Genomic DNA, 18,347 nt, shown 5'->3' with positions numbered 1-18,347 from the left:
CAAGCTGGGCGCCGCCATGGGTGCCTCGCGCGCCGCGGTGGACGCCGGCTATGTGCCGAACGACTGGCAGGTCGGCCAGACCGGCAAGATCGTCGCGCCGACCCTGTACATCGCGGTGGGTATTTCCGGCGCGATCCAGCACCTGGCCGGCATGAAGGACTCGAAGACCATCGTCGCCATCAACAAGGATCCGGAAGCGCCGATCTTCTCGGTGGCCGACTACGGCATCGTCGGCGACCTGTTCGAGATCGTGCCCGCGCTGGTCAAGGAACTCGGCTAAACGACTTCCCGCGCAGGCGGGAACCCATACTGAGCCAACCGGAATCGCACAAGATAGCGCTTCTCTCACTCGCATGGGTTCCCGCCTTTTTCACGACCGACATTTGACGTTTACGTAAACGAAAAATCAGGAGACCAAAGTGAGCTACAACGCCCCTTTGAAAGACATGCTGTTCGTCGTGAACGAACTGGCCAACCTGGCCGAGATCAACCAGTTGCCGGGCTGCGAGGATGCGACCCCGGACACCGTCGAGGCGGTGCTGGAAGAGAACGCCAAATTCTGCGGCGAAGTCGTCGCCCCGCTGAACCATGCGGGCGACAAGGAGCCGAGCTTCTGGAAAGACGGCAGCGTCACCACTTCGAAGGGCTTCCGCGAAGCCTTCACCGCCTTCGCTGAAGCCGGCTGGCAAGGTGTGCAGCATCCGGTCGAATTCGGCGGCCAGGGCTTGCCGAAGCTGGTCGCCACCCCGTGCATGGAGATGCTGCACGGCGCCAACCTGGCGTTCGCGCTGGTCGCCCTGCTGACCGACGGCGCCATCGAAGCCCTGCTGACCGCCGGCACGGACGAGCAGAAGACGCGCTTCATCGAGCCGCTCATCTCCGGCAAGTGGACCGGCACCATGAACCTGACCGAGCCGCAGGCCGGCTCCGACCTGGCCGCCGTGCGCACCCGCGCCGTCCCGCAGGGCGACGGCACCTATAAGGTCTTCGGCACCAAGATCTTCATCACCTACGGCGAGCATGACATGGCCGAGAACATCATCCACCTGGTGCTGGCGCGCACGCCGGATGCGCCCCCGGGCGTGAAGGGGATCTCGCTGTTCATCGTGCCGAAGTTCCTGGTCAACGAGGATGGCTCACTGGGCGAGCGCAACGACGTGCACTGCGTCTCGATCGAACACAAGCTGGGCATCAAGGCCAGCCCGACCGCGGTGCTGCAGTTCGGCGACCACGGCGGCGCGATCGGCACCCTGGTCGGCGCAGAGAACCGCGGCCTGGAATACATGTTCATCATGATGAACGCGGCCCGCTTCGGCGTCGGCATGCAGGGCGTCGGCCTGGCCGAGCACGCCTACCAGCAGGCGGTGGCCTTCGCCAAGGAGCGCGTCCAGTCGCGCGCCGTCGAAGGATCGAGCGGCCCGGTCGCCATCATCAACCATCCGGACGTGCGCCGCATGCTGATGTCGATGCGTTCGCAGACCGAGGCGGCGCGCGCGCTGGCGTATGTGGGCGCGGCGTACAGCGACATCGCCCACAGCCATCCGGAGGAAGCGACCCGCAAGGCCAACCTGGCGATCTACGAATACCTGGTCCCGGTCATCAAGGGCTGGTCGACCGAGATGTCGGAGAACGTGGCGCGCGACGGCGTGCAGGTACACGGCGGCATGGGCTTCATCGAAGAGACCGGCGCGGCCCAGCACTACCGCGACGCCAAGATCCTGACCATCTACGAAGGCACGACCGCGATCCAGGCCAACGACCTGGTCGGCCGCAAGACGGTGCGCGACGGTGGCGCGGTGGCCAAGTCGATCATCGCCCAGGTCCGCGCTACCGAGGCGGCATTGGCCGAGCAGCAGGGTGCGGACTTCGCCGGAATCCGTTCGCAGCTGGCGGCCGGCAGCGCCGCACTGGAGCAGGTGGTCGACTTCGTGGTTGCACATACCAAGTCGGACCCGCGCGCGGTGTTCGCCGGCAGCGTGCTCTACCTGAAGCTGGCCGGCATCGTGCTGGGCGGCTGGCAGATGGCGCGCGCGGCCCTGGTCGCGCAGCGCAAGCTGGATGCGGGCGAGGGCGATGCCGCCTTCTACCGTGCCAAGATCGGCACGGCGCGCTTCTTCGCCGACCATGTCCTGTCGCAGGCGGATGGCCTGCGCCACGCGATCGTCGACGGCAGCGCCGGCGTGCTGGCGCTGGAGGTCGAGCAGTTCTGACGCATCGCGTTTTCGGCGCGGCCACGGCCGCGCGTGCGGTATCGGGCGGCCCTTGCGGGCCGCTTTTCATTTTCAGGACAGATTTCTTTCCTGTTATCCATTGTGCATAAGCTTTAGCTGGCCTCAAAGCGGGCTCATCCAGACGGAACTAACGTGTTCTCAAGCCGCGCATGAGCCGCGCGGCCCACCAATCTGAGTCGGCTCGATGAGGAGAAACACCATGGGTAACGAGGCATACGACGAGGACCGCGATCACGACCACGGCCACAATCACGACCACGACAAGGAGTGCCGGCACGACCACGACCACGACGAGTACTGCAAGTGCAAGAAGGAGCGCGACGAGTACAAGCGGGAGCGTGATGAGTACAGGAAGGAACGCGACGAGTACAAGAAGGAGCGTGATGAGTGGAAGAGGGCGGCCTGCAAGTACAAGAGGGAGCGTGACGAGTACAAGGGCTTCCTGAAGGAAGCTCTGGAACGTCTGGGCGTCGCGGTACGCAAGCTGGATCACCTGCTCGACGACCTCGTCGATGCCAGCAAGAAGATCGGCAGGGATTGCGACAAGGGCCATGACAAGGACCACGGAAAGGAGTGCGAGAAGGACCATGACTGATCCCGGGATCCCGGGTAAACGCCACCAGGGCCGCGGCCGCCGTGCCGCGGCTTTCACCCCGCCAGTTTTCTCGTCACCGTATTAGGCCGCCGGCGGCAAAATGTTGTGCCGCACAGACCCCTGTGCGCGTATCCCGCCGCACTTGAGCGTCCTTAAATTTCCGCTTGATGCATTCCGCATAAAATCGTCGAGTCCGCACCCATTCCACGTTTCCAACGCAGGGCCTGACAAGAAGGAGCAAGCATGTTCACCATGAAGCCTAGAAGGATGTCGCAGATGACGATCAGCCTGGCGATGCTGTCCGCGCTGGGTGCCTGCGGTGGTGGTGGCAACGATCCGCCCACGCCGCCGGTGTCCGGTCCGGAGGCACCGACGCCGGCGACGCCCACGCCGCCGGCTCCACCGGCCCCGCCGACCACCCCGACGCCGCCGACGCCGCCTGCGCCGCCGCCCACCGATCCGGCCCCGCCGCCACCGCCCGAATTGCACCTGGCGCCAGGCTATACCGAGGTCCAGGCGGTCGAGGCCTTGAGCACCCCCTACTGGTCGGACTGGAGCTATACGGGGACGGCTCCCATCGACGGCGTCGCCTGCGCCAGCAGCGAGGCATACCACATCCACGCGATGATCTCGATCTACCGGAACGGAATGCGCCTGGCGCTGCCGAAGAACATCGGCCGCCGCGCCTGCCACTACGATATGCATACCCATGACGGCACCGGCGTGATCCACGTCGAAACCGCGGTGCCCAAGGTCTTCACGCTGGGGCAGTTCTTCTCGCTATGGGGCCAGACCCTGAGCCCCGCCGAGGTGGCCGGGCTGCCGGGCGCGCCGACGTTCTACGTGGTCCAGAACGAACGGATCACGAAGATCACGCAGAATCCCGACGATATCACCCTCGAAGCCCACAAGGAGATCGTGATCGTCACCGGCACGCCGCCCGCCGAGCTGCTGCGCTTCCACTGGAGCACCAGCGGCTTGTGACGGCCGGCGCGTGGATGCGTCAGCCGTAGGCGCCGCCCGTGTAGAGCAGGTCGAACAGGCGTGAGATCGTCGCAATCACGGCGGTGGCGCCGACCAGCATGGTCAGCACCAGCAGCACGGCGAGCAGCCAGTTCGACCGCGATTGCCGGCCGGATGCCGGGTTGAACCTGGCATCCCATTTCTCGTCCGGCGTCACGCCGATGGCGAGTGCTTCGACGAAGCCCGCGATGCAGGAGATGAAGATGGGCAGCAGCACCCAGAATCGATTCGGCGCGTGACCCAGGCCGTAGACAAGGCCGGCCGCCGGCAGGCTGCAGACGTGCAGCAGGCCGAGCCGGTCGACGCCGCCCCTCAGGTAAAAGCGGTGGATGCCCAGGCCGCCGAGGATGAAAGCGAGGGCAGTGGCGAGGATCTTGTTCTTGTGTGTCGACATCGAAGCTGGGCGCTCCTGCTGTTATGAAAAGGAAAGATTCCAGTATCGTGCAAAACGGCTGGCCGCGCCACCAGGCCGTCGCCGGGCCTTGCCGATGGTAGCGCTGGCGAGAAAAATGAGCGATAATGCTGGATTCGGCCGGTCTGCGCGCCGGGTTATTTGTTTTTTATACAAACGCTTGCTGAGGCACGGCGCGGCGCGCTATAATCGTCGGCTTTCTCCGTCCAGCACAATTTTTTGGAAATATTATGGTCGTTATTCGTTTAGCTCGTGGTGGTGCCAAGAAGCGCCCGTTCTACAACATCGTTGCAACCGATTCGCGCAACCGTCGCGATGGCCGTTTCATCGAGCGCATCGGTTTCTACAACCCGATGGCTTCGGGCAAGGAAGTTGGCCTGAACATCACCGCTGACCGTCTGGCCTACTGGCAAGGCGTTGGCGCGCAACTGTCGCCGACCGTTGCTCGTCTGGTCGCTGGCCAGCAAGTTGCTGCCTAAGCAGCACACCAAGTAGCAAAGGTTTTACTGGTTTGACCGATTCAGCAGCAGGGGCCAAGGTCCCACAGGAGCTTGGCCAGATCCCCGGCGACCTGGTCCAGGTCGGGCACATCACCGGCGCCTACGGGCTTCGTGGCGGTATCCGCGTCACGCCTTACTCGACGGATGCCGATGCGCTGCTGAACGTGAAAACTTGGTGGCTCGACAAGCCGGCGCTGCGTCCCGTCCAGGTGCGCAGCGCGAAGTACCATAGCGGCGATGTCACCGCTACCCTGGTCGATGTCACCGAACGCAACGTGGCCGAAGCGCTCAAGGGCGCAACGGTGCAGGTGTCGCGGGCGGATTTTCCGCAACTGCCGGAAGACGAATACTACTGGTCGGACCTGATCGGCCTGGATGCCGTGAACCTGCAGGGCGAAGCCCTCGGGAAGGTCGCCGACATGATGAGCAACGGGCCGCAGTCCATCTTGCGTATCGTGGCTCCCCTTGACCCCAGTGCGCCGGAAGCGAAAGCGGAAGAACGCCTGGTGCCGTTCGTGGACCAGTTCGTCAAGACCGTCGACCTGAAGGCAAAATTGATTACCCTGGACTGGGGCCTGGATTATTGACCCCATCCCGAAGTTCCTGAAGAGACGAGGTCCCGATGCAGTTTGACGTCGTGAGCTTGTTTCCCGAAATGTTCGCCGCACTGACGCAGTCGGGTGTGACCCGGCGCGCGCACGAGCAGGGCTTGTGGAAGCTGTCGATCTGGAATCCGCGCGATTTCACGCAGGACCGCCACCGCACCGTCGACGACCGCCCGTATGGCGGCGGTCCCGGCATGGTGATGCTGGCCAAGCCGCTCGAAGCGACGATCAATGCAGCAAAGCAGCGCCAGGTCGAACTGGGCTTGCCGGCGCCGCGCGTGGTGTTCATGTCGCCGCAGGGCAAACCGCTGACGCACGAGCGCGTGATGGCGCTGAAGGACGAGCCCGGGCTGGTCGTGCTGTGCGGCCGCTACGAAGCGGTCGACCAGCGCTTGCTGGACCGCTGCGTCGACGAGGAGATTTCCCTCGGCGACTTCGTGCTGTCCGGCGGAGAATTGCCGGCGATGGCGCTGATGGATGCCGTGGTGCGGCAATTGCCGGGTGTGCTGGGCGACGACGCCTCGGCGGTCGAAGACAGTTTCGTCAACGGCTTGCTGGATTCGCCGCATTACACACGTCCGGAAGTGTACGAAGGCGTGTCCGTGCCGCCGGTACTGATGGGCGGTAACCACGCCGAGATCATGAAGTGGCGCCGGCAGCAGCAGCTGGCGGCGACCGCGAAGAAACGGCCCGACTTGCTGGACCTGGCGCGCAGCGCCGGTCGTTTGACGAAGGCCGATGAAAAGTTTTTGGCCAGCCTGGAACAGGCGGCCGACTGAGATTTGCACCGTGTTGGTGTAAAAGCGGGCGTAACAACCCGATATTTAATCCCATCCTCTACCGGGCAACCAGTACAGCGCCGGCAAGATGGTTACAGGAGTCATACAATGGATCTGATCCAGCAACTCGAGCAAGAAGAAATTGCGCGCCTCGGCCGCAATATCCCTGATTTCGCACCGGGCGACACCGTTGTCGTCAGCGTCAACGTCGTCGAAGGCAACCGCAAGCGCGCCCAGGCATACGAAGGCGTGGTCATCTCGCGTCGTAATCGCGGCCTGAACTCGAACTTCATCGTTCGTAAGATCTCGTCGGGCGAAGGCGTCGAGCGTACTTTCCAGCTGTACTCGCCGCTGATCGCTTCGATCGAAGTGAAGCGTCGTGGTGATGTGCGCCGTGCGAAGCTGTACTACCTGCGTGAGCGTTCGGGCAAATCGGCACGTATCAAAGAGAAACTGCCGACCCGCAAGACCGCCGCTGCCGCTCAGTAATAGCGCTAGTAGCATGGAAAAGGCATCCAAACGGATGCCTTTTTCTTTTCTGGAGTCCGTTTTGGTAAAACTGCATCTCGATCCCCAAAGTTTGCCCGTCGATGCGATCGCCGGCGAAGCCGCCCTGCCGCCCGAGCGCCTGCAGGCTGCCTGGCTGCGCCAGCGCCTGGCGCATCCGGCAGCCTGGGAGCCGGAGCTGCCGCAAGACTTGCGCACGCGTTTTCCCGTGCTGCGCCGCGCCGCCGTACTGGTGCCGATCGTGCAGCGCCCCGAAGGCCTGACGGTCCTGCTGACCCAGCGCACCGCCCACCTGAACCACCACGCCGGGCAAGTCAGTTTCCCCGGCGGCAGTGTCGAAGAGCTCGACTCCTCGCCGATCGAAACCGCGCTGCGCGAAACCGAGGAAGAGATCGGCCTGGCGCGCCGCCACGTCGAGATCATCGGCGTGCTGCCCGAGCACATCACCGCATCGAGCTACCTGGTGACCCCGGTGGTCGGCCTGGTCACACCGCCGTTCGAGCTCATCGCCGAATCGAACGAAGTCGCCGAGATCTTCGAAGTCCCGCTGGCCTTCCTGATGAGCGGCATGAACCACCAGCGCATGTCCTTCGAGCTGCCGGAAGGGGCAGGGCGGCGCAATTTCTACGCCATGCCCTACGAGCGCTTTTTCATCTGGGGCGCCACGGCCGGCATGCTGCGCAACCTGTTTCACCTCCTGCGAGCATAAAACCTGGATCCCCGCCGGCGCGGGGACGGCATCCGATCGGAATTGGGCGGTGAACGCCGCATTGCTTCAAACGGTCCTCTGCGCTATCGTAGCGGGCAATGAAGCCTGGCAACAATTCAAAGGACCGTGAATGACTTTCTTTTCGATTCTGTGCGCGCTGCTCATCGAGCAGTTAAAGCCGCTGCGCGCAGATAACCAGATCTACGCCGAGATCAAGCGCTTCGCCATGCGCATCGAGGCCTGGTTCAACGCCGGCCAGGTGAGCCATGGCCGGCTGGGCTGGTTCCTGATGATGGCCGGGCTGATGCTGCCGACCGCGATCGTGTACTGGGTGCTGCTGCATTACGGCCTGGTGTTCGCGGCCTTCGCCTGGAACGTGCTGATCGTCTACCTGACCCTCGGTTTCCGCCACTACAGCCATTATTTCACCTCGATCCAGTTCGCCCTGAACGCCGGCGACGAAGCCACCGCGCGCACCCTGCTGGCGGAGTGGACCCGGATCGACACGGTCGGCATGGACAGCGCCGAGATCGCCCGCCTGGCCGTCGAAAAATCGCTGATCACGACCCACCGCAACGTGTTCGGCGTGTTCTTCTGGTTCCTGATGCCGCTCGGCCCCGCCTGCGCCGTCATGTACCGCGTCTCCGAATACCTGGCGCGCGCCTGGAACGAACCCGACCACATGCGCAACGAAGCCTTCGGCCAGTTCGCTGCGCGCGCCTTTTACTGGATCGACTGGATTCCGGTGCGCCTGACCGCGATCGCCTTCGCCGTGGTCGGCAACTTCGAGGACGCGATCTATGCCTGGCGCAACTTCGCCGGCCGCTGGGCCGACGAGTCGAAAGGCATCATCCTGGCGGCCGGCGGCGGCGCCATGGGCGTGCGCCTCGGGTCGCCGCTTGAAACCGCACCGCGCATCGTGCCGCTCGATGCCGCCACCGTCGAGCTCTCCGACAGCGAGGCCGACGTGTTGCCGGGCGAGGAGCCAAGCGTGCGCGCACTCCAGAGCACCGTCGGCCTGGTCTGGCGCGCGCTGTTATTATGGATGCTGCTCCTGCTCCTGCTTTCCGGTGCAGTATTGCTTGGTTAAACACTCCGGAAGAGGACGAGACTGTAAAGGCTCGTCCCCAGGTCTTCTATAAGATATAATACTGGGGTTGTTCTCATCCACGCTTCATGTTTCAGCAAGCAGCACTATGGCCGAGTTACCGCAAACCGCGAAAGAACTCGCCGACGAATTTTTCATTCTCGGCGTTACAAGTAAAGGCAGGCAATTCCGCCCGAGTGACTGGGCTGAGCGTCTGTGCGGCGTCATGTCGTGCTTCCGCCCAGCGGGCAGCGGCGGACCCAACGCGCACCTGAAGTTCTCGCCCTACGTCCACCCGACCGTCGTCAACGGCGTCAAGTCCGTGGTGGTGAACAATGCCCTCAAGAGCGTCGAACCGCTGGCCTATCACTTCGTGGTGAATTTCGCCAAGGACAACGACCTGCAAGTGGTCGACGCCTGCTACGTCCCGCCGCCCGGCGAAAAGAAACCTGGCGTTTGATCTTCCGTCGCAGCTTTGGTTTAATATAGGTCAAAGCTGTTCTACCTTTCGGCGTTAGCGTAAGCGCTTGACGATGGAGGAGGCGATGGAAGTCGGAAAGCTCAGCACCACGGATACCGTGTGCTGCTCCCGCGATGAAAGCGTGCAGGGAGCGGCATTCCTCATGCGCAAGCATCACGTCGGCGACCTCGTCGTGGTCGAGGAGCCGGACGGTGAGCGCATTCCCGTCGGCATCGTCACCGACCGCGATATCGTGGTTTCCGTCATCGCCCTCGGTCTCGACCCCCTCGGCCTGCAGGTGGGCGACATCATGACCGACGATCTGCTCACGGCCGGCGAGAACGACGACGTCTACGCCACCATCGAACGCATGCGCCTGCGCGGGATCCGGCGCGTGCCGGTCGTCTCCGACAGCGGCGCACTGGCCGGCATCGTCAGTGCCGACGACCTGCTGACCTTCCTGGCCGAAGAGATGGAAGAACTGTCCCGCATCAGTCCCTACCAGCAACAGCACGAACGGCGGGCCCGGCAGTAGAGCCGGGCTTTTTACCGCACTGCGACCCTTTTAAACTGCAACTAACCGACATTGGATTGCTGGGTTGCAAACCGGTAAGCCAGCCCTAAGTCTGCCTCTGTTACCATGCTGCGCTGCCGTGCACGAATCGCACGGCACCCATTACGACAGACATGACAGAACAGACGGGGTGACATGAGCTCGAGCTTCCTGCAGCGCGGCGCGGCCGCATACGTGATCGTCGGCAGCCTCGCCGCAAGCGGCGCCGGCCCGGCCTGGTCCCAGCGTGCGCCGAGTACGCCTGATGTGCCGAATGCGCCCGCAACGCTGCCGAAGGGCGTGCTGCAGGGGCCGTCGGTCGAAGGCATCACCGAATACCGCCTGCCGAACGGCCTGAAGGTGCTGCTGTTCCCGGATTCCTCGCGCCCGACCGTGACCGTCAACGTCACCTACCTGGTCGGCTCGCGCCACGAGAACTACGGCGAAACCGGCATGGCCCACCTGCTCGAACACCTGATTTTCAAGGGCTCGCCCAGGCACCGCGACATCACGGCCCAGTTTTCCGACCGCGGCATGCAGTTCAACGGCAGCACCTCGCTGGACCGCACCAATTACTACGAGGTGTTCCAGGCCTCACCGGAAAATCTGCAGTGGGCGCTGGAGATGGAAGCCGACCGCATGACCCATTCCTTCATCGCCAAGAAGGACCTCGATTCCGAGATGACGGTCGTGCGCAACGAGTACGAGGAGGGCGAGAACTCGCCGTCGTCCGTGCTGATGAAGCGCATGCAGAGCGTCGCCTACGACTGGCACGCCTATGGCCGCGCGACGATCGGCAACAAGAGCGACATCGAGAACGTCAAGATCTCGAACCTGCAGAATTTCTATCGCACCTATTACCAGCCGGATAACGCCGTGCTGCTGGTGGCCGGCAAGTTCGACCCGAACCAGACCCTGCGCTCGATCGGCAAGCTGTTCGGCGCGATCCCGAAGCCCAAGCGCACGCTGCCCGATTTCTGGACCGTCGAGCCGACCCAGGACGGCGAGCGCAGCTTCATGGTGCGGCGCCAGGGCGACGTCCAGATCGTCGCCGTGGCCTACCACGTGCCGTCCGGCCTGCACGACGACAGCGACGTGCTGAGCTTCTCTTCGACCATCCTGGGCGACGTGCCGACCGGCCGCCTGCACAAGTTGCTGGTCGAGACCGGCAAGGCCAGCCAGGTGTTCTCTTTCGCACAGACCGGCTATGCGCCCGGCCTGCAGTACTTCGGCGCCGTGGTCAAGAAAGGCGAGCCGATCGAACCCGTGCGCGCCGCCCTGACCGAGGCAGTGGAAAGCTTCGCCCAGCATCCGCCGACGGCCGAGGAAATGGAGCGCACCAAGCGCAGCTACCTGAACGGTTTCGAGCGCAGCCTGAACGATCCGCAGCAAGTCGGCGTGGCGCTGTCCGAAACCGTCGCGCTGGGCGACTGGCGCCTGTTCTTCGTCGGACGGGACCGCGTCCGGAAGATCACCGCCGACCAAGTGGCCGCGGCCGCGGGCCGCTACTTCAAGCGCGACAACCGCGTGACCGGCACCTTCCTGCCGGACGATAATCCGCAGCGCGCGGTGGTTCCGCCGGCGCCGAGCGTGGAAAGCCTGCTGAAGGACTTCAAGCCGCAAGCCTCGACCCTGAGCGCCGAGGATTTCGAGCCGACCCAGGCCAACATCATGAAGCGCACCACGCTCACCACGGCGGGCGGCGTCAAGCTGGCCCTGCTGCCGAAGAAGAACCGTGGCCAAACCGTCACGGTCGACCTGCGCCAGCACTTCGGTGACGAGCAGAACCTGTTCGGCAAGGGCGCGGTGCCGGGCTTGACGGCGGCCATGCTGATGCGCGGCACCGCCCGCTACGACCGCGTGCAGCTGGCCGACGCCTTCGACAAGCTGAAGGTCTCCGGCGGCCTGACCCATTTCCAGACCACCCGCGAGCACCTGGCGGAAGCCCTCGAACTGGTCGCCCATGTGCTGAAGGAGCCGAGCTTCCCGCAAACGGAATTCGAGCAGCTGCGCCGGCAGTCGCTGGTGGCCCTGGAAGCCAGCCGCGGCGAACCGACAAACGTCGCCTCGCGCGCGCTGAACGAGCATTTCGACATCTACCCGAAGGGCGACATCCGCCACGAGACCACGCTCGAAGAGGACATCGCCGACCTGAAGGGCGCCACCCTGGACCAGGTCAAGGCCTTCCATCACGACTACTACGGCAGCAACCCGGCCGAACTGGCCATCGTCGGCGATTTCGACGCCAAGGAGATCGTGCCGCTGGTCGACGGCCTGTTCGGCCGCTGGAAGGCGCCGATGCACGTGGCACCCGTGCTGCGCAAGTACGCGAAGATCGCGCCCATACACCAGATGTTGAACGCGCCCGATAAGGAGAACGGGTTCTACCTCGCGCGTATGAATCTCGACCTGAACATCGACGACCCCGACTATCCGGCGCTGATGCTGGCCGATTACATCTTCGGCGGCGGCGGCGGCCTGAAGTCGCGCCTGCTCGACCGCATCCGCCAGAAGGAAGGCCTGTCCTACGGCGGCGGCACCCAGCTCGTGGCGGGCGATTTCGACCGCGCCGGCATGTTCGCGCTCAGCGCCATCGCGGCGCCGCAAAACCTGGCCAAGGTCGACGCCGCCGTGCACGAGGAACTGGCGCGCGCCCTCAAGGATGGCTTCACGGCTGCGGAACTAAACGGTGCCAAATCCGGTCTCATGCAACAGAGGATCCAGAACCGTGCCGACGACGGTGCACTGGCGGCCGGCTGGACTTCCTACCTGTACCGTGGCAAGACCTACGAATGGTCGGCCGAGTTCGAAAAACGCATGATGGCGGTCACCTTGCCGCAGCTGAACGCGGCCTTCCGCAAGGCCATTGATCCGTCGACCTTGTCGGTTGTGATGGCGGGCGACTTGGCCAAAGCCAAGCCGGCACGTTGAGACACGCATGAATGCAACACTCAGCCGTTCTGTATTTGAAGAAAAGGCTGAGAAACTTGGTCAATGCCCGGTGCGGGCGCTATGATGTTGCCTGTTTGAAGTATTGCTAATAGGCAGCAAACGTTGCGCTGAAATATTGTGAAGGAAGCATCATGAAGGGCATGACCAAGGCGCCGCCGAGCGGGATTTCCTACGCCGGCAAGGTAGCGCTGGTAACGGGCGCCGCCGGCGGCATCGGGCGCGCGATGGCGCTGGCATTCGGGCGCGCAGGCGCCTGCGTGGTGGTTGCCGACAATTCGGTCGACGGCGGCCACATGACCGCCGCGCTCATCGTCGAGGCCGGCGGCAAGGCCTTGTTCGTTAAAACGAATGTAACGTCGGCCGCCGAGGTCGACGCGCTGGTCGACAAGGCGGTGTCGCACTACGGCCGCATCGACGTCGCCGTGAACGGCGCCGGCATCGAGGAGGAATCCCTGCCGCTGGCCGAGGGCGGGGACGAGCAGTTCGACCGCATCATGAGCGTCAACGTCAAGGGCGTCTGGCTGTGCATGAAGAGCCAGTTGCGCCAGATGCTGAACCAGGAAGGCGGCGGCGTGATCTGCAACGTGGCCGACGCCGGCGGCCTGGTGGCGGCGCCGAACCGTGCCATCTACGCGGCGTCCAAGCATGCGGTGGTCGGCCTGACCAAGACCGCGGCCGTGGAGTACGCCAAGTCCGGCATCCGCGTGAACAGCCTGTGCCCGGGTGCCGTGAAGACGCCGATGCTGGTCCGCATGCTCGAGCGCGAGCCGGGCCGCGACAAGAAACTCAAGGCCGCCCACCCGATGGGCCGCATCGCCGAGCCGGCCGAAGTCGCCAGCGCGGCCCTGTGGCTGTGCTCGGAGCAGGCGTCCTTCGTCACCGGCCACCAGTTGGCCATCGACGGCGGCCTCACCGCAATGTAATCGCCGCCCGACCGTGGGCACCACGTGCCCATCATGACATTACGTGGCGCTCAGTTCCGCCACGAAGTCGTACATATCGCCGCGGAAGTAGGACCGGCAAAACTCCACCGCCTGCCCATCCGGCAGGAAGCCCAGCCGCTCGACGCACAGCCCGGCATCGCCTTCCTTCGATTGCAGCAGCTTGGCCTGCTCGGCGTTCAGCAGCAGCGCCGACAGCCGTTGCAGCGCCCGCACCGGGCGCTTGCCGGCCGCTTCCAGCGCCTCGTACATCGAGGTGTCGACCGCATCCAGCGAGGGCAGGGCGGAGGCGGCGATGGTCGCGTATTCCAGGCACATCGGCATGTCGTCGGCGTAGCGGATGCGGTGGAAGCGGTACACCGCCGCGCCCGGCGACAGGCGCAGGCGCAGCGCCTCTTCCGGCGTCACGGTCCCTTCCGAACGCTTCAGCCAGACGCTGCGCGGGGTCCTGCCGCGCGAGCGCATGTCCTCGGAGAACGAGGTCAGCTTGGCGAAATTCTTTTCGATGCGCGTATTGATGAAATTGCCCGAGCCCGGGCGCCGCACCAATAAACCTTCCTCGACCAGGCCGTCGATCGCCTTGCGCACCGTGATGCGCGAGATGTCCAGTTCGGACGCCAGCTGGCGCTCGGCCGGCAGCGCCTCGGCGGGACCGTAGACGCCGCGGTCGATCGCTTCGCGCAGGGCGCGCTGCAACTGCTGGTAGAGCGGCAGGTTGCTGGTGGCGGAGAGGTGGTGCATCAACTGCGCGAGAGAGGACATGCGGCGGATAAGCGGATCGAGTGGAATGATCCGCCGATCATACCAAATAAAGACCGCCTTTCTGACCCTCTATTTTGGCCGCGGGTTGGACAGCCCGCGGTTCACCTCTACCCGCTTGCCCGAGCGGATGTCCCGCACCGTCGCGCCCACCGCGCGCGCGACGTTGCGCACCTCTTCCTGGAAGGCGGTGTCGCGGTCCAGGGTCGCGTGGCTGTCGGCATACGATTCGTAGTAGCCGACGTAGCGGTCGAGCTGCGAGGTCGGGCTGGCCGAGACCAGGCCCATCCAGTCCAGCCAGTCGGACAGCGAGCGGCGGGTGCCCTCGATGCCGGCCACGTCGCCGTGCACCACCAGGCCGTAGGCGCGCCCGGCCAGGTGCTTCGGGTAGTCCCAGTCCTTTTCCAGCGCCTTGGCTTCCTCCGCTTCCTTGCCGTGGGTCGAGCTGGGGTCGGGGTTGCCGCCATCGGCGCAGACCAGGCGGTCGATCATCAGCTTCAGCACGGCCGGCACCTGGTACCAGTAGACCGGGGTGAGGATGATGACGCCATGCGCCTGCACCCAGCGCTCGTAGATCTCGTTCATCCAGTCGTTGTTCTGGTGCAGCGAGTGGTTCGGATAGCAGCTGCAGGGCCAGTGACACAGCGGCATCGCGGTCGACACGCAGGCTTTACACGGGTGGATGTGGCGGTCGAAGTCGGAAGTGAGGAGGGACAGGTCGAGCAGGTCGGTGTCGAAGCCCTCTGCCAGCAGGACTTCCTCGCACATTTTGCTTAGGCGCCAGGTTTTGGAAATCTCACCGGGGCAGGAGCCGTCGTTGCGCGCGGCCCCATTGATCAGGAGGATACGGCTGAGCGTTGTCGGCTCCTTCTGCTTGGCTTCGGCGGCCAGCAGGCGGTCGCGCGCCTCCATCCACTCGACCGAGACCTCGTAGTCGGGATCGGCAAAGCCCGGCCCCGCCTTCACGGTCGACGGCGCCTTGTGCGACTTGATGTAGGCTTGCCAGGCCACTTCCTCGACGGCGGCCAGTTCATGGCCCACTTGCTCGTAGAGCGGATCGAAGAAGTTGCGGGAGAAGCGCAGGCGGAATTCGTCTCGGTCGAGCTTGGCGGGCGCCTGGCCCTTGCGTACGGTGGTCATGACCGGCCTTTCGGAAGAGGTTCCGCGCCGATTATGGAACAGGGTCCTGTTGTAGCCGGTACGCCAGCTAACACAGGAATGAAAAAGGCGGTGCGGCCCTTGGGACCGCACCGCCTTCCGGCAATGCCGATGCCGGCTCGGCGAGCTTACTTCGCGTTGCTGCCGCCCGGGTTCGGGTGGTTCGCCAGCACGATGGCGTACTTGGCGATGTCGGACAGGCCGCCGCCCGCTTTCACGGTCTGGAAGGTCTGGATTGCCTTGTCCTTCTGGCCGGCGCGCAGGTAGGCCATGCCCAGGCGCACCCTGGCTTCGTCAGGCTGCTTCAGGCCGCCCTTGGCGATACCCTGCTCGATGAAACCGATGCCCTTGTCGAACTGGTCCATGGTCACATAGGCCCAGCCCAGGTTGACTAGGCCGGCGCCGGTTTTGGACTTGGCGGCCGAGGCTTCGCCGGACGCGATGTTCTTGGCGTCGTTGGCGGCTTCCTTGGTGGCGCGGTCGCGCAGCTGGCGGTGCTGGGCGGCCGCGCTGCCGGTGCCCAGTGCGCCGGCGGCGAAGCCGGCGTCGACGACCTTCTTGGCTTCGGTCGGGAAGCCGTCCTTCAGGGCCAGCTCGGCCAGTTCGGTGTACATCTCCGGCGTCATCACTTTGACGGCCGCGAATTCGAGGCGCAGCACGTCGGTGATGTTGACTTCCTGGAAGCCCGGCTTGCGCACGACGCCGCGGTTGATCGTGTCCATCCAGTAATCGTCGTTCGGATAGTAGGTGATCAGCTGCTCGAGGCCGTACAGGTAGGCGTTGTCGTCCTTGACGCGGTTGGCGGCCGAGGCGTACAGGCGTAGGTCTTCCGACGACGGTGCCTTGCCGCTCTTTTGCGCGGCTTCCAGTTGCGGACGCAGCAGCTTCATCGCGTTCGCGAAGTCGTTGCTCAGGTAGTAGGAACGCACCAGCGGCGCGGTCGCCGCGTCCGAGTTCGGGTTTTCAGCCTGGAAGCGCTTGAACCATTCGATGGCTTTCGGATAGTTCTTGGCGTTGTAGTACATGCCGGCCAGGGCCTGGGTGAACTGCGCCTTGTCGGCATCCGGCAGCTTGCCCGAGGCAAGGATCGCTTCCAGTGCCGCGATCGAGGCCTGCTCGTTGCCGCTGGCGGTGGCCAGCGACAGCTTCATGCGGTTCAGCACATAGGTTTCATACGGAGTCTTGTCCGGGAAGGCTTCGGCCTGGTTGACGCGATTCTGCACTTCCGTGTAGTTCTTCGCATCCATCAGCGGCTTGACCTGTGCCGGGTCGAGCAGCTTGAACAATTCCGGGCGGACCGTATCCGGCTTCGGCTGGGCGGCGGCCTGGGCGTTCTTGTCTTGCGCGTAGGCGCCGTGCATCAGGGCCGGCGCAGCGTTCAGGCCAATGGCGGCCAGCATCAGGGCTAGGCGGGCAAAACGGAATTGGGACATGAATAATCCTTCTCTTTAATGACGATGATGAAACTATGACAAAGCGTGCATTGTCCCACAAACCGCTGAATGGGGGCCGGACAATTGTGCCCCAGCCGGAGCAGGGGCGGAGTCGTCGTTACAATGCGTTACCGCACCTGCATTCCAGCAATCAAAACCCCGGCACCGGGCACACGCCCTCGGCCTCGATCTCGCCCGCCAGCCAGGCATTGACGGCCTCCAGTGCCGGCGGCGCGAAGCCGTAGGTCATCAGGGCGGGAGCGGCAAAGTCGAGCGCCTGGTACGGGTTCCACAGGGCCAGGTGCAGGTCGGGGCGCCAGGTGGCGCGTGCATGCGGGCCGTAGCGGCGGCGCGACGTGGACGCCAGCACCGTCAGGCGGCCGTCCTGCGGCAGGGCGTCCCAGGCGAAGCTTTCCGGATCGGCGAAGGTCGCCAGTTCGACGTCGTACAGCTTGCCCAGCGAGGCGGCAATCTGCGCCGCCGGCACCCCGGCTTCCGATACGCCGTCGCTGACCACGTCCTGGCGCGCGACCAGGCGCAGGCGGCTGCCCGGCGCGGGGCGCGGCGGCGTGCCGCGTGTAGTGAGCGCGCGGCGCCAGGCGCGTGACATCAGGGCGCGGTCTTCGGCGTCGGTCGCGTAGGGGGCGCTGCCGGCCGGATGCGCCTGCGCCAGCTTGTCGAGCCGGTCCAGGCGAGCCTGGACGGCGTCCATCGGCAGCCTGCCGTCGGCGATCGCGGCGGCGATCGCATCCAGTGTCTCTTCCTGCGTCTCGCGGCTGCCGATCGCCATCACCATGTCGGCCCCGGCCGCCAGGGCGTTCACGGCGGCCTGGCCGGCGCCGTAGCGGTGCGCGATCGCGTGCATGTCCATGCCGTCGGTGATGATCACGCCCTCGTAGCCCATGGTCCCGCGCAGCAGGTCGGTCAGGATCGCACGCGACATGGTGGCCGGGTGCTGCGGATCGAGTGCCGGGTAGACGATGTGGGCGGTCATCACGGCCGGCGCATGCGGGGCGGCGGCGCGGAAGGGCGCGAACTCGAAGCGTTCCAGCTCGGGAAGAATCTTGTCGACCGTGGGCAGGTCGCGGTGCGAGTCGACGTGGGTGTCGCCGTGGCCGGGGAAATGCTTGACGCAGCAGGCCACGCCTTCAAGCTCGCTGCCGTCCATCCAGGCCATCGCCAGTTCGGCCGCGCGCACCGGGTCGGCGCCGAAGGAGCGTTCGGCGATGACCGGGTTGAGCGGATTGTTGTTCAGGTCCAGCACCGGCGCGAAGTTCCAGTTGAAGCCCATGGCCTTCACGGCGCGGGCGACGGCGGCGCCGACGTCCTTCGCCAAGGCCGGGTCGTCGGCCGCGCCCAGCGCCATCGCCGACGGCGGCGGCGGCACCCACAGCGAGCGCACCACGGCGCCGCCTTCCTGGTCGAGCGCGATCAGGGCTTGCGGACCCATGGCATCCAGCAGGGCTCCCGTGAAACGGGTCAGCTGGGCCGCGTCCGTCATGTTCTGGCGGAACAGGCAGGCCCCGCGCACCTTGTGCTCGCGGATGAAGGCGGCGCTGTCCTCGTCCAGTTCGGTGCCGAACAGCCGGATCATGATCAGCTGGCCGGCGAGTTTCCTGTAATCGCTCATCGTATTCGATCCG

At 64.9% G+C, this 18,347-nt stretch carries 19 protein-coding genes; 14 read left to right on the top strand and 5 right to left on the bottom strand.

Annotated elements, in window-relative coordinates:
* The 4 genes from ACI48D_RS20000 to ACI48D_RS19985 form a co-directional block, all read left to right on the top strand.
* Positions 1-280, top strand: a 280-nt coding sequence (locus ACI48D_RS20000) for an electron transfer flavoprotein subunit alpha/FixB family protein (RefSeq protein ID WP_435572997.1), incomplete at its 5' end; no start/stop codon positions are given.
* A gap of 139 nt (positions 281-419) precedes the next feature.
* Complete coding sequence (locus ACI48D_RS19995) at positions 420-2,210, top strand: acyl-CoA dehydrogenase (protein WP_435572996.1); 1,791 nt, start codon at positions 420-422, stop codon at positions 2,208-2,210.
* 220 nt (positions 2,211-2,430) lie between these two features.
* Positions 2,431-2,826, top strand: coding sequence for a hypothetical protein (locus ACI48D_RS19990; protein WP_435572995.1), 396 nt, complete (start codon positions 2,431-2,433; stop codon positions 2,824-2,826).
* Between the two features lie 243 nt (positions 2,827-3,069).
* The gene (locus ACI48D_RS19985) at positions 3,070-3,810 is read left to right on the top strand and encodes a hypothetical protein (RefSeq protein WP_435572994.1); all 741 of its coding nucleotides are present in this window, start codon (positions 3,070-3,072) and stop codon (positions 3,808-3,810) included.
* A gap of 19 nt (positions 3,811-3,829) precedes the next feature.
* Here ACI48D_RS19985 and ACI48D_RS19980 read toward each other — a convergent pair whose 3' ends face one another.
* Positions 3,830-4,243 (bottom strand): TM2 domain-containing protein, encoded by a 414-nt coding sequence (locus tag ACI48D_RS19980; protein WP_435572993.1) that lies wholly within the window; start codon positions 4,241-4,243, stop codon positions 3,830-3,832.
* A gap of 248 nt (positions 4,244-4,491) precedes the next feature.
* On the opposite strand from ACI48D_RS19980, the gene rpsP reads away from it, so the two are divergent.
* From rpsP to ACI48D_RS19930, 10 genes are all read left to right on the top strand, one after another.
* On the top strand, positions 4,492-4,740 hold the full coding sequence (gene rpsP, locus ACI48D_RS19975; RefSeq protein WP_047825634.1) for a 30S ribosomal protein S16: 249 nt from the start codon (positions 4,492-4,494) through the stop codon (positions 4,738-4,740).
* A 32-nt stretch (positions 4,741-4,772) separates the two neighbouring features.
* Complete coding sequence (gene rimM, locus ACI48D_RS19970) at positions 4,773-5,348, top strand: ribosome maturation factor RimM (protein WP_435572992.1); 576 nt, start codon at positions 4,773-4,775, stop codon at positions 5,346-5,348.
* Between the two features lie 35 nt (positions 5,349-5,383).
* Entirely contained in the window at positions 5,384-6,145 is a 762-nt protein-coding gene (gene trmD / locus ACI48D_RS19965; RefSeq protein WP_435572991.1) for a tRNA (guanosine(37)-N1)-methyltransferase TrmD, read from the top strand.
* Between the two features lie 108 nt (positions 6,146-6,253).
* Positions 6,254-6,634: a 50S ribosomal protein L19 gene (gene rplS, locus ACI48D_RS19960; protein WP_258844539.1), complete on the top strand. Its 381-nt coding sequence runs from the start codon at positions 6,254-6,256 to the stop codon at positions 6,632-6,634.
* A 34-nt stretch (positions 6,635-6,668) separates the two neighbouring features.
* On the top strand, positions 6,669-7,361 hold the full coding sequence (locus tag ACI48D_RS19955) for a CoA pyrophosphatase (RefSeq protein WP_435572990.1): 693 nt from the start codon (positions 6,669-6,671) through the stop codon (positions 7,359-7,361).
* A 130-nt stretch (positions 7,362-7,491) separates the two neighbouring features.
* Positions 7,492-8,451 carry a CobD/CbiB family protein gene (locus ACI48D_RS19950; protein WP_435572989.1) on the top strand — a complete coding sequence of 320 codons (960 nt, stop codon included), beginning with the start codon at positions 7,492-7,494 and terminating at the stop codon, positions 8,449-8,451.
* Between the two features lie 106 nt (positions 8,452-8,557).
* Positions 8,558-8,908, top strand: a complete 351-nt coding sequence (locus ACI48D_RS19945) for a DUF3579 domain-containing protein (protein ID WP_435572988.1) — start codon at positions 8,558-8,560, stop codon at positions 8,906-8,908.
* An 85-nt stretch (positions 8,909-8,993) separates the two neighbouring features.
* Positions 8,994-9,443 (top strand): CBS domain-containing protein, encoded by a 450-nt coding sequence (locus ACI48D_RS19940; RefSeq protein ID WP_435572987.1) that lies wholly within the window; start codon positions 8,994-8,996, stop codon positions 9,441-9,443.
* 174 nt (positions 9,444-9,617) lie between these two features.
* Entirely contained in the window at positions 9,618-12,392 is a 2,775-nt protein-coding gene (locus tag ACI48D_RS19935; RefSeq protein ID WP_435572986.1) for a M16 family metallopeptidase, read from the top strand.
* A 152-nt stretch (positions 12,393-12,544) separates the two neighbouring features.
* Positions 12,545-13,336 (top strand): SDR family oxidoreductase, encoded by a 792-nt coding sequence (locus ACI48D_RS19930; RefSeq protein WP_435572985.1) that lies wholly within the window; start codon positions 12,545-12,547, stop codon positions 13,334-13,336.
* Between the two features lie 39 nt (positions 13,337-13,375).
* Here the strand turns inward: ACI48D_RS19930 and ACI48D_RS19925 are convergent, their stop codons facing one another.
* From ACI48D_RS19925 to nagZ, 4 genes are all read right to left on the bottom strand, one after another.
* Positions 13,376-14,116 carry a GntR family transcriptional regulator gene (locus ACI48D_RS19925; RefSeq protein WP_435572984.1) on the bottom strand — a complete coding sequence of 247 codons (741 nt, stop codon included), beginning with the start codon at positions 14,114-14,116 and terminating at the stop codon, positions 13,376-13,378.
* 69 nt (positions 14,117-14,185) lie between these two features.
* Positions 14,186-15,253, bottom strand: coding sequence for a flavodoxin family protein (locus tag ACI48D_RS19920; RefSeq protein ID WP_435572983.1), 1,068 nt, complete (start codon positions 15,251-15,253; stop codon positions 14,186-14,188).
* 146 nt (positions 15,254-15,399) lie between these two features.
* The gene (locus ACI48D_RS19915; RefSeq protein WP_435572982.1) at positions 15,400-16,704 is read right to left on the bottom strand and encodes a tetratricopeptide repeat protein; all 1,305 of its coding nucleotides are present in this window, start codon (positions 16,702-16,704) and stop codon (positions 15,400-15,402) included.
* 151 nt (positions 16,705-16,855) lie between these two features.
* Positions 16,856-18,334, bottom strand: a complete 1,479-nt coding sequence (gene nagZ, locus ACI48D_RS19910) for a beta-N-acetylhexosaminidase (RefSeq protein ID WP_435572981.1) — start codon at positions 18,332-18,334, stop codon at positions 16,856-16,858.
* Between the last annotated feature and the right edge of the window lie 13 nt (positions 18,335-18,347).

This window comes from Massilia sp. LXY-6 (assembly GCF_051233485.1).
Classification (GTDB): domain Bacteria; phylum Pseudomonadota; class Gammaproteobacteria; order Burkholderiales; family Burkholderiaceae_D; genus Telluria.
This window is presented reverse-complemented; position numbering and strand designations above follow the sequence as displayed.